Genomic DNA, 15,510 nt, shown 5'->3' on the forward strand with positions numbered 1-15,510 from the left:
TACTAGCCGCTCTCCACGACCATCACAAGCCGGCGTTCTGCATCGAATTCGAAGCCAATTTCTCGATAGAGCGGGATTGCTCCTGCTATGGGCTCTTGAATTTCAATTTGTTTGCTACCGATGATCCGGGCGTAATGGCTTACAGCGATCAATGCCAGCGTGGCGATACGATTCTTCAAAGGATGGTTTTCGTCTGGCTTTCCCTCCAGGCGTACGATCCTTACCCGAAGCCGGCTCTGATTAGGATTAGCAAAGCAGAGCCCGCACAATTCTAAATCGAACCAAATCGAGAGATCGAAGGACATGGGTTCTTTTGCTTTCCAACGTACGACCTCATCCCATGAGAAGTATGAATCATCACCCCAGAAGCTATAGGCAGACAAAGCATCGGCGTTGATCGCCTCGAATCGAACATTCGTTAAATCTATTTCCGTAGCGCCAATCTGCTTCAGCTCTTTGTACATCTGAGCAGTGGTGAGTCTGGCGAGATGTCGAGCCTTTGATCTGTACAGTTGATACCGAAGATGAGTCCGTTCCCTTGGCATGTGATCTCTTGAATTCCATGTCCCCCGATCGCGGGCGTTTCTATTGATCTCAAGCGTAGGCAGGGCTGCATTGCCTGTCGTTACTGGCGTTTTGGTCAAGTCATTGCAATCTGTGTCGAGCGCTCGATTCAGCGGTCAACGCTGGCGTGGTGCCGTGCGGGAATTTGCAGCCTGCGCAGATCAGTCACTCTATTCCGTAAAAGCCGTTAATCGCTGACCGTTGAAGCCTTCGGTACTGCCGCAGGCTTCAACACCAGCCACACCGCCCCCGCAATCAACAGCCCGCCATACAAATGCGCCATCGACAGCGGTTCATCCAGAAACAGCGCACCCCACAACACGCCGAACGGCGGGATCATGAAGGTCACGGTCATCGATTTGACCGGGCCGATGGAGCTGAGCAAGCGGAAATACAGGATGTAGGCAAACGCCGTGCACCCCAGGCCCAACCCCAGCAACGACAACCAGACGCTCCAGCCACCCCAGCTAACGGGCGGCTGAGTGATGACGCTGTAGCCGAACAACGGCAATAGAAACAGCGTTGCGCCGAGCATGCTGCCGAGTGCCGAGAGACGGCTGTCGAGGCCGCCTTGGTGGTCGAGCCAGCGCCGCGCAAGGAATCCGGCGAAACCGTAGCAGGTGGTGGCGAGCAGGCAGGCGAGTGCGCCCACCAACAGTTCCATGTCGAAGGCCACAGGACCCGCGCGGGTCAGGATGGCGACACCGAACAACCCGACGCCGACCCCGGCAATTTTCGCCGCGGTGAGTCTTTCGCTGAAGAACAGGCCGCCGATCAACACGCCCATCAGCGGCGTGGTGGCGTTGAAAATCGCCGAGTAGCCGGCCGGCAGCACTTGAGCGGCAACCGAGTACAGGGTCGCTGGAATGCCAGAGTTGATGACCCCGAGCAATAGCACGGTTTTGAACTTGCCGCGAAAATCCCAGCTGACCCGCATCAGCGTCAGAATCACCAGCAACCCGGTGGCGGCGATCGAAACGCGGAAAAAAGCAGTGGGGATTGTGCCAATCACTGGGGCAATGATGCGCATGAACAGAAAGCTCGCTCCCCAAATGGCAGCGAGTGACAACATACGCAGAATATCGACGGGGTTCACAGCTCGTTCCTTCCATTATCAGGGCGCAAGTGTCGCTGCCGCAGGGAGCCAAGGCAATGGTTGCGTTGCGTAACATTTGACCTCTAAGCTCAGCCTCCAACGATAAGAACCATCCCGCAGAGGTCTTCACATGCCGCAGCCATGGCCCGCCGCCGATATCGCCCAGATGATCCTCGACGGCTTCGACGATTACCGCGAGTATTTCCGCCAGATCACTGACGGTGCCCGGGCACGTTTCGAGCAGGCGCAGTGGCAGCAAACGCAGGTCGCCTCGGCAGCGCGGATCAACCTCTATGAAGAAAAGGTCAGCGAAGTGGTGGGGCGCCTGCATGCCGCCTTCGAGGCTGATGTGCTGATGGATGTCAGCTGCTGGCCGCTGGTCAAAAGCGCCTACATCAGCCTGATCGACCTGCGTTTCGACGATGAACTGTCCGAGACCTGGTACAACTCGACGTTCTGCGGGCTGTTCAGCCACGACCTGATCAGCGACGGTTGCATGTTCATCCACACCACCCGGCCCAGCTTGCACCGCGCCCGGGCCGCGCAAACCCGCACCTATAAACCGCAAGGCCAGTTGTCGGGCATGCTGGAGAACATTTTTGCCGACTACCGCTTCAGCGAGGATTACGCGAACCTGGCCGGGGACCTGCGCCGACTCGAAGCGCAACTGCGCGAGAACCTGCCCGACTGGGTCTGCAAGGATCCGGAACTGAGCGTCGAGCTGTTTTCCTCGGTGCTCTACCGCAACAAGGGCGCCTACCTGGTCGGACGCATCTTCACCACCGATGAGCAATGGCCACTGGTGATTCCGTTTCTGCACCGCGAAGGTCGGGGGATTCAGATCGATGCGTTGATCACCGATGAAGCCGAAGTGTCGATCATCTTCTCGTTCACCCGTTCGTACTTCATGGTCGATGTGCCGGTACCGGCGGAATTCATCGGTTTTCTCAAACGCATCCTGCCGGGCAAGCACATCGCGGAGCTGTACACCTCGATCGGTTTCTACAAACACGGTAAGTCGGAGTTCTACCGGGCGTTGATCAATCACCTGGCCAACACCGACGACCAGTTCATCATGGCGCCGGGTGTGCGCGGTATGGTCATGAGCGTGTTTACCCTGCCGGGGTTCAATACCGTCTTCAAAATCATCAAGGACCGTTTCTCGCCGTCGAAGAACGTCGACCGCGCCACGGTGATCGAGAAGTACCGCTTGGTGAAAAGCGTTGACCGGGTCGGGCGCATGGCCGATACCCAAGAGTTCGCCGACTTCCGTTTCCCATTGAGCAAGTTTGATCCGGCGTGCCTGGCCGAGTTGCTGGATGTCGCCACGTCGACGGTCCAGGTGGAAGGCGACACGGTGTTGATCCGTCACTGCTGGACCGAGCGGCGCATGACGCCATTGAACCTCTACCTGGAAAACGCCAACGACGCTCAGGTGCGTGAAGCGCTTGAAGACTATGGTCTGGCGATCAAGCAACTGGCGGCGGCGAACATTTTTCCCGGCGACATGCTGCTGAAAAACTTCGGCGTCACCCGACACGGGCGGGTGGTGTTTTATGACTACGACGAGATCTGTTTTCTCACCGAAGCCAACTTCCGTCACATCCCGCAGCCGCGCACACCGGAAGACGAAATGGCTTCCGAGCCGTGGTATTCGATTGGACCGCTGGACGTGTTCCCCGAGGAGTTCCCGCCGTTCCTGTTCGCCGACTCCGGGCAACGACGGTTGTTTGATCAACTGCATGGCGAGCTGTACAACGCCGACTACTGGAAAAGCCTGCAAGCGGCGATTCGCGCGGGCAAGGTGATTGATGTGTTTCCGTATCGGCGCAAGGGGCTGGAGAACGAGTAGTTCTCTCTGCGATTGCTGCGTCCGAACGCGGCCCGAATCGATCGCGAGCAGGCTCGCTCCCACATTTGACTGTGGTGCCCCCGATTTTGTGGTTGCTATAGATCCAGTGTGGGAAGAGCCGGGCGACGTTCGTCTGCTCGCGATCGGCCGCGCAGCGGTCGTAAAATCTGCGACAATCCGCGCCCTGCGCCACTAGACGACCTTTGCGTACCTGATGACTGACGAATCGCCTTCCATCGACAAACTGCTGAAAAACCTCGATCACGCCATGCTTGCCGACCGCCACCGGCTGCGGCGGCAGTTGCTCGAGCTGCGCCAGAAACCCGACGATGCCAAGCAGGCCTTGTGGGTGACGCGCCTGCAAGCGTCCTGCGATCAGGTGTTGGCGCGGCGCGCCAGCCTGCCGCTGATTCGTTACGACGACAGCCTGCCGATCGCCGCCAAGCGCGACGAAATCAAGGAAGCGCTGCTCAAGCATCAGGTGCTGATCATCGCCGGCGAAACCGGCTCGGGTAAAACCACCCAGTTGCCGAAGATCTGCCTGGAAATCGGTCGCGGTCAGCACGGTCTGATCGGCCATACCCAGCCGCGCCGAATTGCTGCGCGCAGTGTGGCGAGCCGGGTCGCCGAAGAACTGGCAACGCCGCTCGGGGCGTTGGTCGGCTATCAGGTGCGGTTCGAGGACCAGAGCGATTCCAACACCCTGATCAAACTGATGACCGACGGCATCCTGCTGGCGGAAACCCAGAACGACCGCTACCTCGAACGCTACGACACGATCATCGTCGACGAAGCCCACGAGCGCAGCCTGAACATCGACTTCCTGCTCGGTTACCTGAAAACTCTGCTGCCACGCCGCCCGGACCTGAAAGTCATCATCACTTCGGCAACCATCGATCTTGAGCGCTTCTCCAAGCATTTCGATGATGCACCGATTGTCGAAGTCTCGGGCCGCACCTTTCCGGTGGACACCTGGTACCGGCCGCTGACCCTGGAGCAAGACGAAGAGGGCAATCGGGTCGAGGACGACCTGACCGTGGATCAGGCGATCCTCGCCACCCTCGATGAAATTGCTGCATTCGAACGCAGCGAGCGTCGCAGTCCCGGTGATGTGCTGGTGTTCCTGCCTGGCGAGCGTGAGATTCGTGACGCGGCGGACATGCTGCGCAAGGCCCAGCTCAAGCACACTGAAGTTCTGCCGCTGTACGCACGCCTGTCGCCGGCCGAGCAGCAGCGGATTTTCCAGTCCCATCCGGGCCGTCGCGTGGTGCTGGCGACCAACGTTGCGGAAACCTCGCTGACCGTACCGGGCATTCGTTACGTGATCGACAGCGGTACCGCGCGCATCAGCCGCTACAGCTACCGGGCCAAGGTTCAGCGCCTGCCGATCGAGGCGGTTTCCCAGGCCAGCGCCAACCAGCGTAAAGGTCGCTGCGGGCGGGTCGAGCCGGGTATTTGCATACGTCTGTACAGCGAAGAAGACTTCATCGGTCGCCCGGAATTTACCGATCCGGAAATCCTTCGTACCAACCTCGCGGCGGTTATTTTGCAGATGCTGCATCTGCGCCTCGGTGAAATCACCGATTTCCCGTTTATCGAACCGCCGGATGGCAAAGCCATCAGCGACGGTTTCAACCTGTTGCAAGAGCTCTCGGCCGTCGACCGCAACAGCCAACTGACGCCGCTGGGCCGGCAACTGGCGCGGTTGCCGGTGGACCCGCGCATGGGCCGGATGTTGCTCGAAGCGGCGAAACTCGGCAGCTTGCAGGAAGTACTGATCGTCGCCAGTGCGATGTCGATCCAGGACCCGCGCGAGCGTCCGCCGGAACGTCAGCAGGCCGCCGATCAGGCCCATGCACAATGGAAAGACGTGGACTCTGACTTCGCCGGGCTGGTCAATCTGTGGCGTGGCTTTGAAGAACAACGCCAGGCCCTGACCGCCAGCCCGCTGCGCAACTGGTGCCGCAAGAACTTCCTGAATTACCTGCGCCTGCGCGAATGGCGCGACTCCCATCGTCAGTTGAGCCTGATCTGCCGCGACATGCAGCTGAGCCTGAACAAAGAGCCGGCGGACTATCCGAAATTGCACAAAGCCGTGCTGTCCGGTTTGCTCAGCCAGATCGGCCAGAAGACTGAAGATGGCGACTACCTCGGCGCGCGTCAGCGGCGCTTCTGGATCCACCCGTCATCGGGTCTGGGCAAGAAGCGCCCGCAATGGTTGATGACCGCTGAACTGGTGGAAACCACCAAGCTCTACGCGCGCATGGTGGCGAAGATCGAGCCGGACTGGATCGAGCCGCTGGCCGGGCACCTGATCAAGAAAAACCACTTCGAACCGCATTGGGAGAAGAAGCGCGGACAGGTTGTGGCCTACGAGCAGATCACCTTGTTCGGGTTGATCGTGGTCGGCCGCCGGGCCGTGCATTACGGGCCGATCGATCCGGTCACCTCGCGTGAGCTGTTTATCCGCGAAGCGCTGGTGCGGGGCGAGATTCAGTCGAAAGCCAAGTGTCTGTCGGCCAATGCGCAATTGTTGGAACAGCTCGACGAACTGGAGGCCAAGGCCCGTCGCCGGGACATTCTGGCGGACGAAGAAACCCTGTTCGCCTTCTACGATGCGCGCTTGCCGGCAGAGATCCATCAAACCGCGACCTTCGACAGCTGGTATCGGGTCAATAGTCAGAAAGATCCGCAACTGCTGATCATGCGCGAAGAAGACGTGCTGGCCCGCGAAGCCAGCGAAGTCACCGCCGCGCATTACCCGGACACTCTGCGTCTGGGCGATCTGACCTTACCGTTGAGTTACCACTTCGAGCCCAACCATCCCCGCGATGGCGTGACTTTGCGTGTACCGGCGCCGTTGCTACCGATGCTGCCGCCGGAACGCCTGGAATGGTTGGTGCCGGGGGTGATCGAAGCCAAGTGCATCGCGCTGGTGCGCAACCTGCCCAAGGCCCTGCGCAAGAACTTCGTGCCGGTGCCGGACTTTGTCAAAGCGGCGTTGCAGCGAGTCACTTTCGCCGAGGGCTCTTTGCCTCAGGCGCTGGGTCGTGAACTGTTGCGCATGACCGGTGCACGGGTCAGCGACGAAGCCTGGGCGGAAGCGGCGCAGCAGGTCGAAAGTCATCTGCGGATGAACCTGGAAATCGTCGATGGCCAGGGCAAGTTTCTTGGCGAAGGCCGGGATCTGCCTGAGCTGACGGCGCGATTCGCCGAGGCCAGTCAGGCGGCATTGGCTGTCCCGCAGACGGCGAAAAGTCAGCTGCCGGTGGAGGCGAAAGTCTTCGCCGCGGTGGCGCAAAAGACTCAACAAAAGATCGCCGGGCTGTCGATGACGGTTTACCCGGCATTGGTGGAAGAGGCGGGTACGGTCAAGGAAGGGCGTTTCTCGACACCGGCCGAGGCCGAGTTCCAGCATCGTCGGGCGTTGCAGCGTTTGCTCATGCAGCAACTGGCCGAGCCAGCGAAGTTCCTGCGCGGCAAGCTGCCGGGGCTCACTGAGCTGGGCCTGATGTACCGCGAACTGGGGCGTATCGACAGTCTGGTAGAAGACATTCTGCTGGCGAGCCTCGACAGTTGCATTCTCGACGGCGAAGCCAGTTTGCCGCGTGACGGTGCTGGTTTGGCCTCGCTGGCCGAGCGCAAGCGCGGTGCGTGGACCGAACATGCCGAGCGTCTGGCGAAACTGACGCTGGAAACGCTCAAGCTCTGGCACGGTTTGCAGAAGCGCTTCAAAGGCAAGATCGACCTGGCGCAAGCAGTCGCCCTGAACGACATCAAGCAGCAGCTCAGTCACCTGGTTTATCCGGGTTTTGTCCGTGAAACCCCGATGCAGTGGCTCAAAGAACTGCCGCGTTACTTGAAAGCCATCGAGCAGCGCATCGAAAAACTGGGCGCTCAGGTGCAGAAGGACCGGGTCTGGAGTGGCGAATTGTCCGGTCTCTGGACCCAATACCAGACCCGCGCCAACAAACACGCCCAGGAAGGCAAACGCGATCCGCAGCTTGAACTCTATCGCTGGTGGCTGGAGGAGTACCGGGTTTCGCTGTTCGCCCAGCAATTGGGGACCAAGGTGCCGATCTCCGACAAACGCTTGAGCAAGCAATGGGCTCAAGTCGAACCCTAAACCCGAGGCTTGCACAAAACCCTGTGGGAGCGAGCTCGCTCCCACATTAGGTACGCCGTTACTCTTGCAATAGGGGCCAAATGCCAACGTTTATGGCAAACTTCGCCGTTATAAACGCCGGCCCCGCAGATTTGAGCCTTCGCAGCCCGGGCGGATCGGAATAAAACGATGCCAGGTCGATGCCCTTTGACGGGATAAGGCCCTTTATGTGTTGGTACGTCGGTGCCAACACTTTCTGCCTGAACAGATTAGAGAAACGACCATGCATAATGTCGTCATCAGCGGCACCGGCCTGTACACCCCGGCCAACAGCATCTCCAACGAAGAGCTGGTGCAGTCTTTCAATGCTTATGTCGCTCAGTTCAATGCTGACAACGCTGACGCCATCGAGCGTGGCGAAGTGGAAGCGTTGACTGAATCCAGCGCCGCCTTTATCGAAAAAGCCTCCGGGATCAAAAGCCGCTTTGTCATGGACAAGGAAGGCATTCTCGATCCAAAGCGCATGGCGCCTCGTTTGCCTGAGCGTTCCAACGATGAATGGTCGGTGCTCTGCCAGATGGCCATTGGTGCTGCCGAGCAGGCCCTGCAACGCGCCGGCAAGACTGCGGCGGACATCGACGGTGTGATCGTCGCCTGCTCCAACCTGCAACGCGCCTACCCGGCCATTGCCATCGAAGTCCAGGAAGCGCTGGGTATCGAAGGTTTCGGTTTTGACATGAACGTGGCCTGCTCTTCGGCCACATTCGGTATTCAGGCTGCCGCCAACAGCGTCCAGCTGGGTCAGGCCCGGGCGATCCTGATGGTCAACCCGGAAGTCTGCACCGGTCACCTGAACTTCCGCGACCGTGACAGTCACTTCATCTTCGGTGACGCAGCGACTGCGGTGATTATCGAACGTGCCGATCTGGCCACATCCAAGTACCAGTTCGACGTCGTCAGCACCAAACTGCTGACCAAGTTCTCCAACAACATTCGCAACAACTTCGGCTTCCTCAACCGCGCGGCGGAAGAGGGTATCGGTGCCCGTGACAAACTCTTTGTCCAGGAAGGTCGCAAGGTGTTCCGCGACGTCTGCCCGATGGTCGCGGAATTGATCGCTACCCATCTTGACGAAAACAAGCTGAACGTCAGCGACGTGAAGCGTTTCTGGCTGCACCAGGCCAACCTCAGCATGAACCACCTGATCGTCAAGAAGCTGCTGGGCCGCGAAGCCACCATAGAAGAAGCGCCGGTGATTCTCGACACCTATGCCAACACCAGCTCCGCAGGTTCCGTGATCGCCTTTCACAAGAACCAGGACGATTTGCCAGCCGGTTCGCTGGCGGTACTCAGCTCGTTTGGTGCCGGTTATTCAATTGGCAGTGTAATTCTGCGCAAGCGCTGAGTTCACGAACCGGACGCGAGGTATCAATGGCCGCAGCTGACGACACGCAACTGCTCGAACGCCTGTTGGCGGGCGAGCAGAAGGCTTTCAAGGAGTTGGTCAGCACCTACCAGAGCGCCATGCGGGCGGTGGCTTATGCCATCGTCGGCAGTCGCAATGCCGACGAAGTGGTGCAGGATGCCTGGCTGTCGGTGGTGCGCAACCTGAACGGGTTCGAGGGGCGTTCCAGCCTCAAGACCTGGCTGTTGACCATCACCGCCAACGCGGCAAAAGGTCGATACAAACAAAATCGCCGGGAAGTGTTGCTCGATGACCTGCCGTCACCCCACGGCACCATTGATGATGATCGGTTCTCCCCCGGAGATGGCCACTGGTTGGTGGCGCCGTTCAACTGGCATCAGGACAGCCCTGAAGCGCTGCTCACCGAAAACGAATTGCGTGAATGCCTGGAACACACCTTGCTCAGCCTGTCGGAACTGCAAAGCAGCGTGTTGCTGTTGCGAGAGCGCCAAGGCCTGGAGCTGGAGGAGATCTGTAATCTTCTGGAGATCTCGCTCTCCAATGTTCGGGTGCTGCTGCACCGGGCACGGTTGAAGGTGTTTGCGACCGTGGAGCATTTTGAGGAAACCGGCGAATGTTGACCTGCAAGGAACAAGTGGCGCGGTCCAGCGATTATCTCGATGGTCAGTTGAGTTTTCGTGAGCGGCTGATGATGCGTCATCATTTGATGTTTTGCCCCAATTGCCGGCGGTTCATCCGGCAGATGCGCTTGATGCAGGCGACCCTGCGCGTCATGCCCGAAAAACCGGTTCCCGGTGTCGACGAACTCGCCGAACGCCTGGCCGCCGAGCGTCAAAAAGGTAAAAAATAGCTTCAGGTCGCACCTCCCGCATACTTGGTTTTGACCCCGCCTCGGCGGGTTTTTTATTTCGGCATGCACCGGGGATGGGCGATACTCGGAGGGTCTGTAGGCAACAACCGCTGGGGAACAGGATGCCGTTACACGTTTTGGACAGTCTGTCCGCCATCGCGCCTCAAGAGTGGGATGCGCTGGTGCCCGAGACTCAGCCGTTTCTGCGTCACGCCTTTCTCAGTGCGCTGGAAGACAGCGGCAGTCTGGGCGAGCATTCTGGCTGGCAGCCGGAGCATCTGCTGCACATCGAAGACGGTCGGCTGCTCGCGGCATTGCCGAGTTACCGTAAATGGCATTCTTATGGCGAATACGTGTTCGACCATGCCTGGGCCGATGCTTGCGAGCGCGCCGGGATTGATTACTACCCCAAACTGTTGACGGCTGTGCCCTTCAGCCCGGTCAGCGGGCCACGGTTGTTGGCGGCCACTGTGCAGGATGGTTTCGAACTGCTGAACAGCGTGCCGGGTTATCTGGAAGTTGAAGGACTCTCCAGCGCCCATATCAACTTTACCGACGCCTTTACCGATGCGGCATTGGCCGAGCAACCGGGCTGGTTGCAACGCATCGGTTGCCAGTACCACTGGCAGAATCGCGGTTATCGGGATTTTCAGGACTTCCTCGACGCACTCAGTTCTCGCAAGCGCAAGCAGATGCGCAAGGAACGTGAACAAGTGGCGGGACAGGGCATCGAGTTTGAATGGCTTGAGGGGCATCAACTCGACCAGGCACAGTGGGATTTCGTCTACGCCTGTTACGCCAACACCTATGCGGTGCGTCGGCAGTCGCCATACCTGACACGGGAGTTTTTCAGTCTGTTGGCCGAACGCATGCCCGAAGCCATTCGGGTGGTTTTGGCCAAACAAGGATCACGGCCGGTGGCCATGGCGTTCAGTCTGGTCGGCGGCGATAGTTTTTATGGACGTTATTGGGGGTGTCTGGCGGAGTTCGATCGCCTGCACTTCGAGACCTGTTTCTATCAAGGCATGGAGTACGCCATTGCTAACGGCTTCCAGCGGTTTGATGCCGGTGCGCAGGGCGAGCACAAGTTGATTCGTGGTTTCGAGCCGGTGATCACCCATTCCTGGCACTACTTGCGGCACCCTGGATTGAAAGCGGCAGTGAAGGATTTTCTTGAGCGCGAACGTCTGGGTGTCATGGGGTATGCAGAAGAGGCGAAGAGCGCCTTGCCCTACCGACAAGGCTGAATTAGCTGTCTTCTTTGACCGCTGATATACACGACCCTGTAGGAGCTGCCGCAGGCTACGATCTTTTTAGGCCTGAAGCCGATAAAGACCAGGATCAAAAGATCGCAGCCTGCGGCAGCTCCTACGGAAGGTGGACGTCCTCAGTCGATCCCGACAAACCCACCGGTCTGGTGCTGCCACAACCGTGCATACAACCCGCCGTGGGCCAGCAGTTCGGCGTGGCTGCCGCTTTCGGCGATCCGGCCTTTTTCCAGCACCACAAGACGATCCATTCGCGCGATGGTCGACAACCGGTGAGCGATGGCGATCACGGTCTTGCCCTGCATCAGGGTTTCCAGGCTTTCCTGAATCGCTGCTTCGACTTCCGAGTCCAGCGCCGAGGTGGCTTCGTCCATGATCAGGATCGGCGCGTCCTTGAGCAGCACCCGGGCGATGGCGATCCGTTGGCGTTGGCCGCCGGAGAGCTTCACCCCGCGCTCGCCGACATGAGCGTCGAAGCCGGTGCGACCTTCAGCGTCCGACAGCAATGGGATGAACTCGTCGGCGCGGGCCTTGCGGACCGCTTCCCAGAGTTCTTCGTCGGTGGCGTCGGGTTTGCCGTAAAGCAGGTTGTCACGGATCGAACGGTGTAGCAGCGAGGTGTCCTGAGTGATCATGCCGATCCGCTCGCGCAGGCTTTCCTGAGCCACGTTGGCGATGTTCTGGCCGTCGACCAGAATCTGCCCGCTCTGCAAGTCGTAGAGGCGCAGCAGCAGGTTGACCAGGGTCGATTTGCCCGCGCCTGAAGGACCGATCAAGCCGATTTTTTCACCGGCTTTGATGGTCAGGTTGAGGTCACCGATGATTCCGCTTTTCTTGCCGTAATGAAACGCCACGTGCTCGAAACGCACTTCACCGCGGGCCACTTCCAGGCGTGGTGCCGGTTCGCGGTCGGTGACACCGATCGGCTGGGCGATGGTCTGCAGACCGTCCTGGACCATGCCGATGTTTTCGAAGATGCCGTTGACCACCCACATGATCCAGCCCGACATGTTGACGATACGGATTGCCAAGCCGGTGGCCAGGGCAATCGCGCCGACCGAGATCAGCGACTGGGTCCACAGCCACAGCGCCAGGCCCGTAGTGCAGACGATCAGCAGGCCGTTCATGCTGGTGATGACCACGTCCATGCTGGTGACCACGCGGCCGGCCAGTTGGGATTTTTCGGTCTGCTCTGCGATGGCTTCGCGGGCGTATTGCTGTTCGAAACGGGTGTGGGCGAAGAGTTTCAGTGTGGTGATGTTGGTGTAGCCGTCGACGATCCGGCCCATGAGTTTGGAGCGCGCATCGGAGGACACCACCGAACGTTCCTTGACCCGTGGCACGAAGTAGCACAGCGCGCCGATGTAGCAGGCGATCCAGGTCAACAGCGGGATCATCAGGCGCCAGTCGGCTTCAGCGAACAGCACCAGCGAGCTGATCGCGTAGATCAGCACATGCCACAACGCGTCAACGGCTTGCACCGCCGAGTCACGCAGGGAGTTGCCGGTTTGCATGATCCGTTGGGCGATACGCCCGGCGAAGTCGTTCTGGAAAAAATTCAGGCTCTGTTTGAGCACGTAACTGTGGTTTTGCCAGCGAATCATGCTGGTCATGCCGGGGCTCAGGGTCTGATGCACCAGCAGGTCATGCAAGCCGACGAATATCGGTCGCAGAATCAGTGCGACCACCGCCATCCAGGCCAGCTCGACGCCGTGGATTTTAAAAAAGTCTACATTGGGTGTGCCTTGTGCCAAATCGATGATTCGACTCAGGTAACTGAATAACGCCACTTCAATCAGCGCGCCGATCAAACCGACGACCAACAGCGCGGCAAAACTCGGCCAAACCTGGCGCAAATAATAGGTATAGAAGGGGAGAACCCGGCTCGGCGGAGCCGCCGTCGGGGCGTCACGGAAAATATCGATCAGTTTTTCGAAACGACGATAAAGCATCAGATAAACGCCCGCGTACGGGCTCTCCTTTTTTCGATGCGAGCGGCTCGGTGATAATACCGTTGCCGCTCAGGACTCCTTGTGCAGTTTAGTCGATGCGCTTGGCCGACTTGATCAGCACCGGGTCTGCGGGCACATCCGACATGCCTTGTTTGGTGGTGGTTCGCGAGTTGACGATGACGTCGACAACGTCCATGCCTTTCACGACTTTGGCGAACACCGCGTAACCGGCATCGCGACCCGGGTCGAGGAAGTCGTTGTCCTTGACGTTGATGAAGAACTGGCTGGTGGCCGAATCCGGATCGGAGGTGCGCGCCATGGACAGTGTGCCACGCACGTTATGCAAGCCATTGCTGGCTTCGTTCTTGATCGGTGCGTCGGTAGGCTTCTGTTGCATCGACGTCGTGAAACCGCCGCCCTGAGCCATGAAACCCGGAATCACGCGGTGGAAAATGGTGTTGTTGTAGAAACCTTTGTCGACGTAAGCGAGAAAGTTTTTGGTACTGATCGGCGCCTTGACCGGGTCCAGTTCGATTTCGATCTGGCCGTTGGTCGTTTCCAGCAGCACGTGCGGCGCCGGGGCGGCCATCAGATTAGTGGCGAACAGAACGGAGCCGGCGACGAGGGCGATTTTTTTCAGCATGGGTCAGTGATCCTGGGTAGTGGTGTCGACTGTGGTTAGAAATTCAAGCAGGGTTTGGTTGAAACGTTGTGGCTGGTCCAAGGGTGTTGCGTGGCGTGAATCTTCGATCACCACCAGCCGCGCATCGGGCAGCAGTTTTACATAGGCTTCTTTCAGCGCTACCGGGGTGTAGTCGCGGTCGGCGCTGACGATCAGGGTTGGACAGGTGACTTTCGCCAGTCGTTCCTGAACCCCCCAGCCAACGATGGCATCGAAGCTGGCGAGATAAGCACGTTTGTCGTTTTTTGCCCAGCGCTCGGCCATCTTTTGCCGCAGGTCTGCCTGTTCGGGCTTGGGAAACAGCTTGCCGCCCAGGGCCGTGCCGATGGTGCGCAGACTGAGGATGCGCATCAGGCTCCAGCGTTTGAACCACTGCCAGTAATCGTCGCGGCTGCGCAATTTGACCTCGGGCGCGCTGTTGACGATGCACAGGCTTTTAAGCAGCGATGGCTGATCCACTGCCAGCTGAAAACCGATCATCCCGCCCATGGATAACCCGACCAGATGCGCCGGGCCGAGGTTCAAGTGTTCGATCAGCGCGACCAGGTCAGCGCTGAAACCGGCAATGCTGTAGCGCTCGCGGGGCTTGTCGGAGCGACCGTGGCCGCGTACATCCGGGATAACCACCCGATAACGGGCCGAGAGCTCGGGGATCTGTTTTTCCCAGTCCAGGGTGCTGGAACCCAGCCCGTGGATCAGCAGCAGCGGAGCGCCGTGGCCATATTCCTCATAGTGCAGGTTGCAACCTTCATGTTCGAAATAGGCCATGCGTACACTCCGTGTCAGGCTTGTTCAGGGGCCGCGAAGGGGGCATCCAGCGGCGCTGTGTCAAAGGTGCGCAGCAGTTCGATGAGGATCTGCGTCGCCGGGCCCAAGGGTTTGTCCTTGTTCGAATACAGATAGAAGCTCGGGTTTCGACTGCCGCCCTGATCCAACGGTAGCAGCTTGAGGGTACCTTCCTTCAGTTCCCGTTCAATCATGTGCCGGGGCAACCAGGCGAAACCCAGGCCGCTGCTGACAAAGGTCGCGGCGGTGGCGAGGCTGCCGACGGTCCAGCGCTGTTCAGCGCCGAGCCAGCCGACGTCCCGCGGCTGCTGGCGACCGGAGTCGCGGATCACCACTTGCATCTGGGTTTCCAGATCCTGGAAATTCAGTTCGCGGTTCAGACGATGCAGCGGGTGTTCGGGGTGGGCCACGGCCACAAATTCCACGTCGCTCAATTCCGCGCCAAGGTAACCGGGAATGCTGAGACCGGTGATGGCCAGGTCGGCTACGCCTTCGAGCAAGACTTCCTCGACCCCCGACAACACTTCTTCGCGCAGACGCACCCGGCAGCCACGGCTTTGCGGCATGAACGCGGTCAAGGCGCGGACGAGGCGGGCGCTCGGGTAAGCGGCGTCGACCACCAGCCGCACTTCCGCTTCCCAGCCTTGCTCCATGTGGTGCGCCAGATCTTCCAGCTGACTGGCCTGTTTGACCAGTTGCCGGGAGCGGCGCAGCAGCACGCCGCCGGCTTCGGTCAGCACCGCTTTACGGCCGTCGATGCGCAATAGCGGCACGCCGAGCTGGTCCTGCATGCGCGCTACGGTGTAGCTGACGGACGACTGCGAACGGTGCAGCACTTCGGCGGCCTGGGCGAAACCACCGTGGTCGACCACGGCTTGCAACGTGCGCCATTGATCAAGGGTCACGCGGGGCGCTTTCATGATGAGCTC

12 protein-coding genes are annotated in these 15,510 nt (G+C 59.5%); 6 read left to right on the forward strand and 6 right to left on the reverse strand.

The genetic code is table 11. The features are described 5' to 3' along the window. Window positions 1–2: 2 nt before the first annotated feature. Together AC1RPZ_RS23880 and AC1RPZ_RS23885 are read right to left on the reverse strand one after the other, a co-directional pair. Window positions 3–545, reverse strand: a complete 543-nt coding sequence (locus AC1RPZ_RS23880; protein WP_493140006.1) for a hypothetical protein — start codon at window positions 543–545, stop codon at window positions 3–5. Between the two features lie 206 nt (window positions 546–751). Further along, window positions 752–1,660: a DMT family transporter gene (locus tag AC1RPZ_RS23885; RefSeq protein WP_493139923.1), complete on the reverse strand. Its 909-nt coding sequence runs from the start codon at window positions 1,658–1,660 to the stop codon at window positions 752–754. Window positions 1,661–1,790: 130 nt separating this feature from the next. Here AC1RPZ_RS23885 and aceK point away from each other — a divergent pair, with 130 nt between their 5' ends. The 6 genes from aceK (at window position 1,791) to AC1RPZ_RS23915 (ending at window position 11,140) form a co-directional block, all read left to right on the forward strand. Then, window positions 1,791–3,512, forward strand: coding sequence for a bifunctional isocitrate dehydrogenase kinase/phosphatase (gene aceK, locus AC1RPZ_RS23890; protein WP_493139925.1), 1,722 nt, complete (start codon window positions 1,791–1,793; stop codon window positions 3,510–3,512). A gap of 214 nt (window positions 3,513–3,726) precedes the next feature. Continuing rightward, window positions 3,727–7,638, forward strand: a complete 3,912-nt coding sequence (gene hrpA / locus AC1RPZ_RS23895) for an ATP-dependent RNA helicase HrpA (protein ID WP_493139926.1) — start codon at window positions 3,727–3,729, stop codon at window positions 7,636–7,638. 262 nt (window positions 7,639–7,900) lie between these two features. Further along, on the forward strand, window positions 7,901–9,022 hold the full coding sequence (locus AC1RPZ_RS23900) for a beta-ketoacyl-ACP synthase III (protein WP_493139928.1): 1,122 nt from the start codon (window positions 7,901–7,903) through the stop codon (window positions 9,020–9,022). Between the two features lie 26 nt (window positions 9,023–9,048). Then, on the forward strand, window positions 9,049–9,663 hold the full coding sequence (locus tag AC1RPZ_RS23905; protein WP_493139930.1) for an RNA polymerase sigma factor: 615 nt from the start codon (window positions 9,049–9,051) through the stop codon (window positions 9,661–9,663). Continuing rightward, complete coding sequence (locus tag AC1RPZ_RS23910; protein WP_493139931.1) at window positions 9,657–9,893, forward strand: anti-sigma factor family protein; 237 nt, start codon at window positions 9,657–9,659, stop codon at window positions 9,891–9,893. Before AC1RPZ_RS23905 ends, AC1RPZ_RS23910 begins: the two co-directional genes overlap by 7 nt. A gap of 122 nt (window positions 9,894–10,015) precedes the next feature. Further along, complete coding sequence (locus AC1RPZ_RS23915) at window positions 10,016–11,140, forward strand: GNAT family N-acetyltransferase (protein ID WP_493139932.1); 1,125 nt, start codon at window positions 10,016–10,018, stop codon at window positions 11,138–11,140. Window positions 11,141–11,280: 140 nt separating this feature from the next. Here the strand turns inward: AC1RPZ_RS23915 and AC1RPZ_RS23920 are convergent, their stop codons facing one another. The 4 genes from AC1RPZ_RS23920 to AC1RPZ_RS23935 form a co-directional block, all read right to left on the reverse strand. Next, window positions 11,281–13,113, reverse strand: coding sequence for an ABC transporter ATP-binding protein (locus AC1RPZ_RS23920; protein ID WP_493139934.1), 1,833 nt, complete (start codon window positions 13,111–13,113; stop codon window positions 11,281–11,283). Between the two features lie 88 nt (window positions 13,114–13,201). Then, window positions 13,202–13,756 carry a peptidylprolyl isomerase gene (locus tag AC1RPZ_RS23925; protein ID WP_493139936.1) on the reverse strand — a complete coding sequence of 185 codons (555 nt, stop codon included), beginning with the start codon at window positions 13,754–13,756 and terminating at the stop codon, window positions 13,202–13,204. A 3-nt stretch (window positions 13,757–13,759) separates the two neighbouring features. After that, window positions 13,760–14,563 carry an alpha/beta fold hydrolase gene (locus AC1RPZ_RS23930; protein WP_493139937.1) on the reverse strand — a complete coding sequence of 268 codons (804 nt, stop codon included), beginning with the start codon at window positions 14,561–14,563 and terminating at the stop codon, window positions 13,760–13,762. A 14-nt stretch (window positions 14,564–14,577) separates the two neighbouring features. Next, complete coding sequence (locus AC1RPZ_RS23935; protein WP_019648027.1) at window positions 14,578–15,501, reverse strand: PA3225 family LysR-type transcriptional regulator; 924 nt, start codon at window positions 15,499–15,501, stop codon at window positions 14,578–14,580. Window positions 15,502–15,510 lie beyond the last annotated feature (9 nt).

It is taken from the genome of Pseudomonas sp. GW822-FHT02D10, assembly GCF_058802345.1.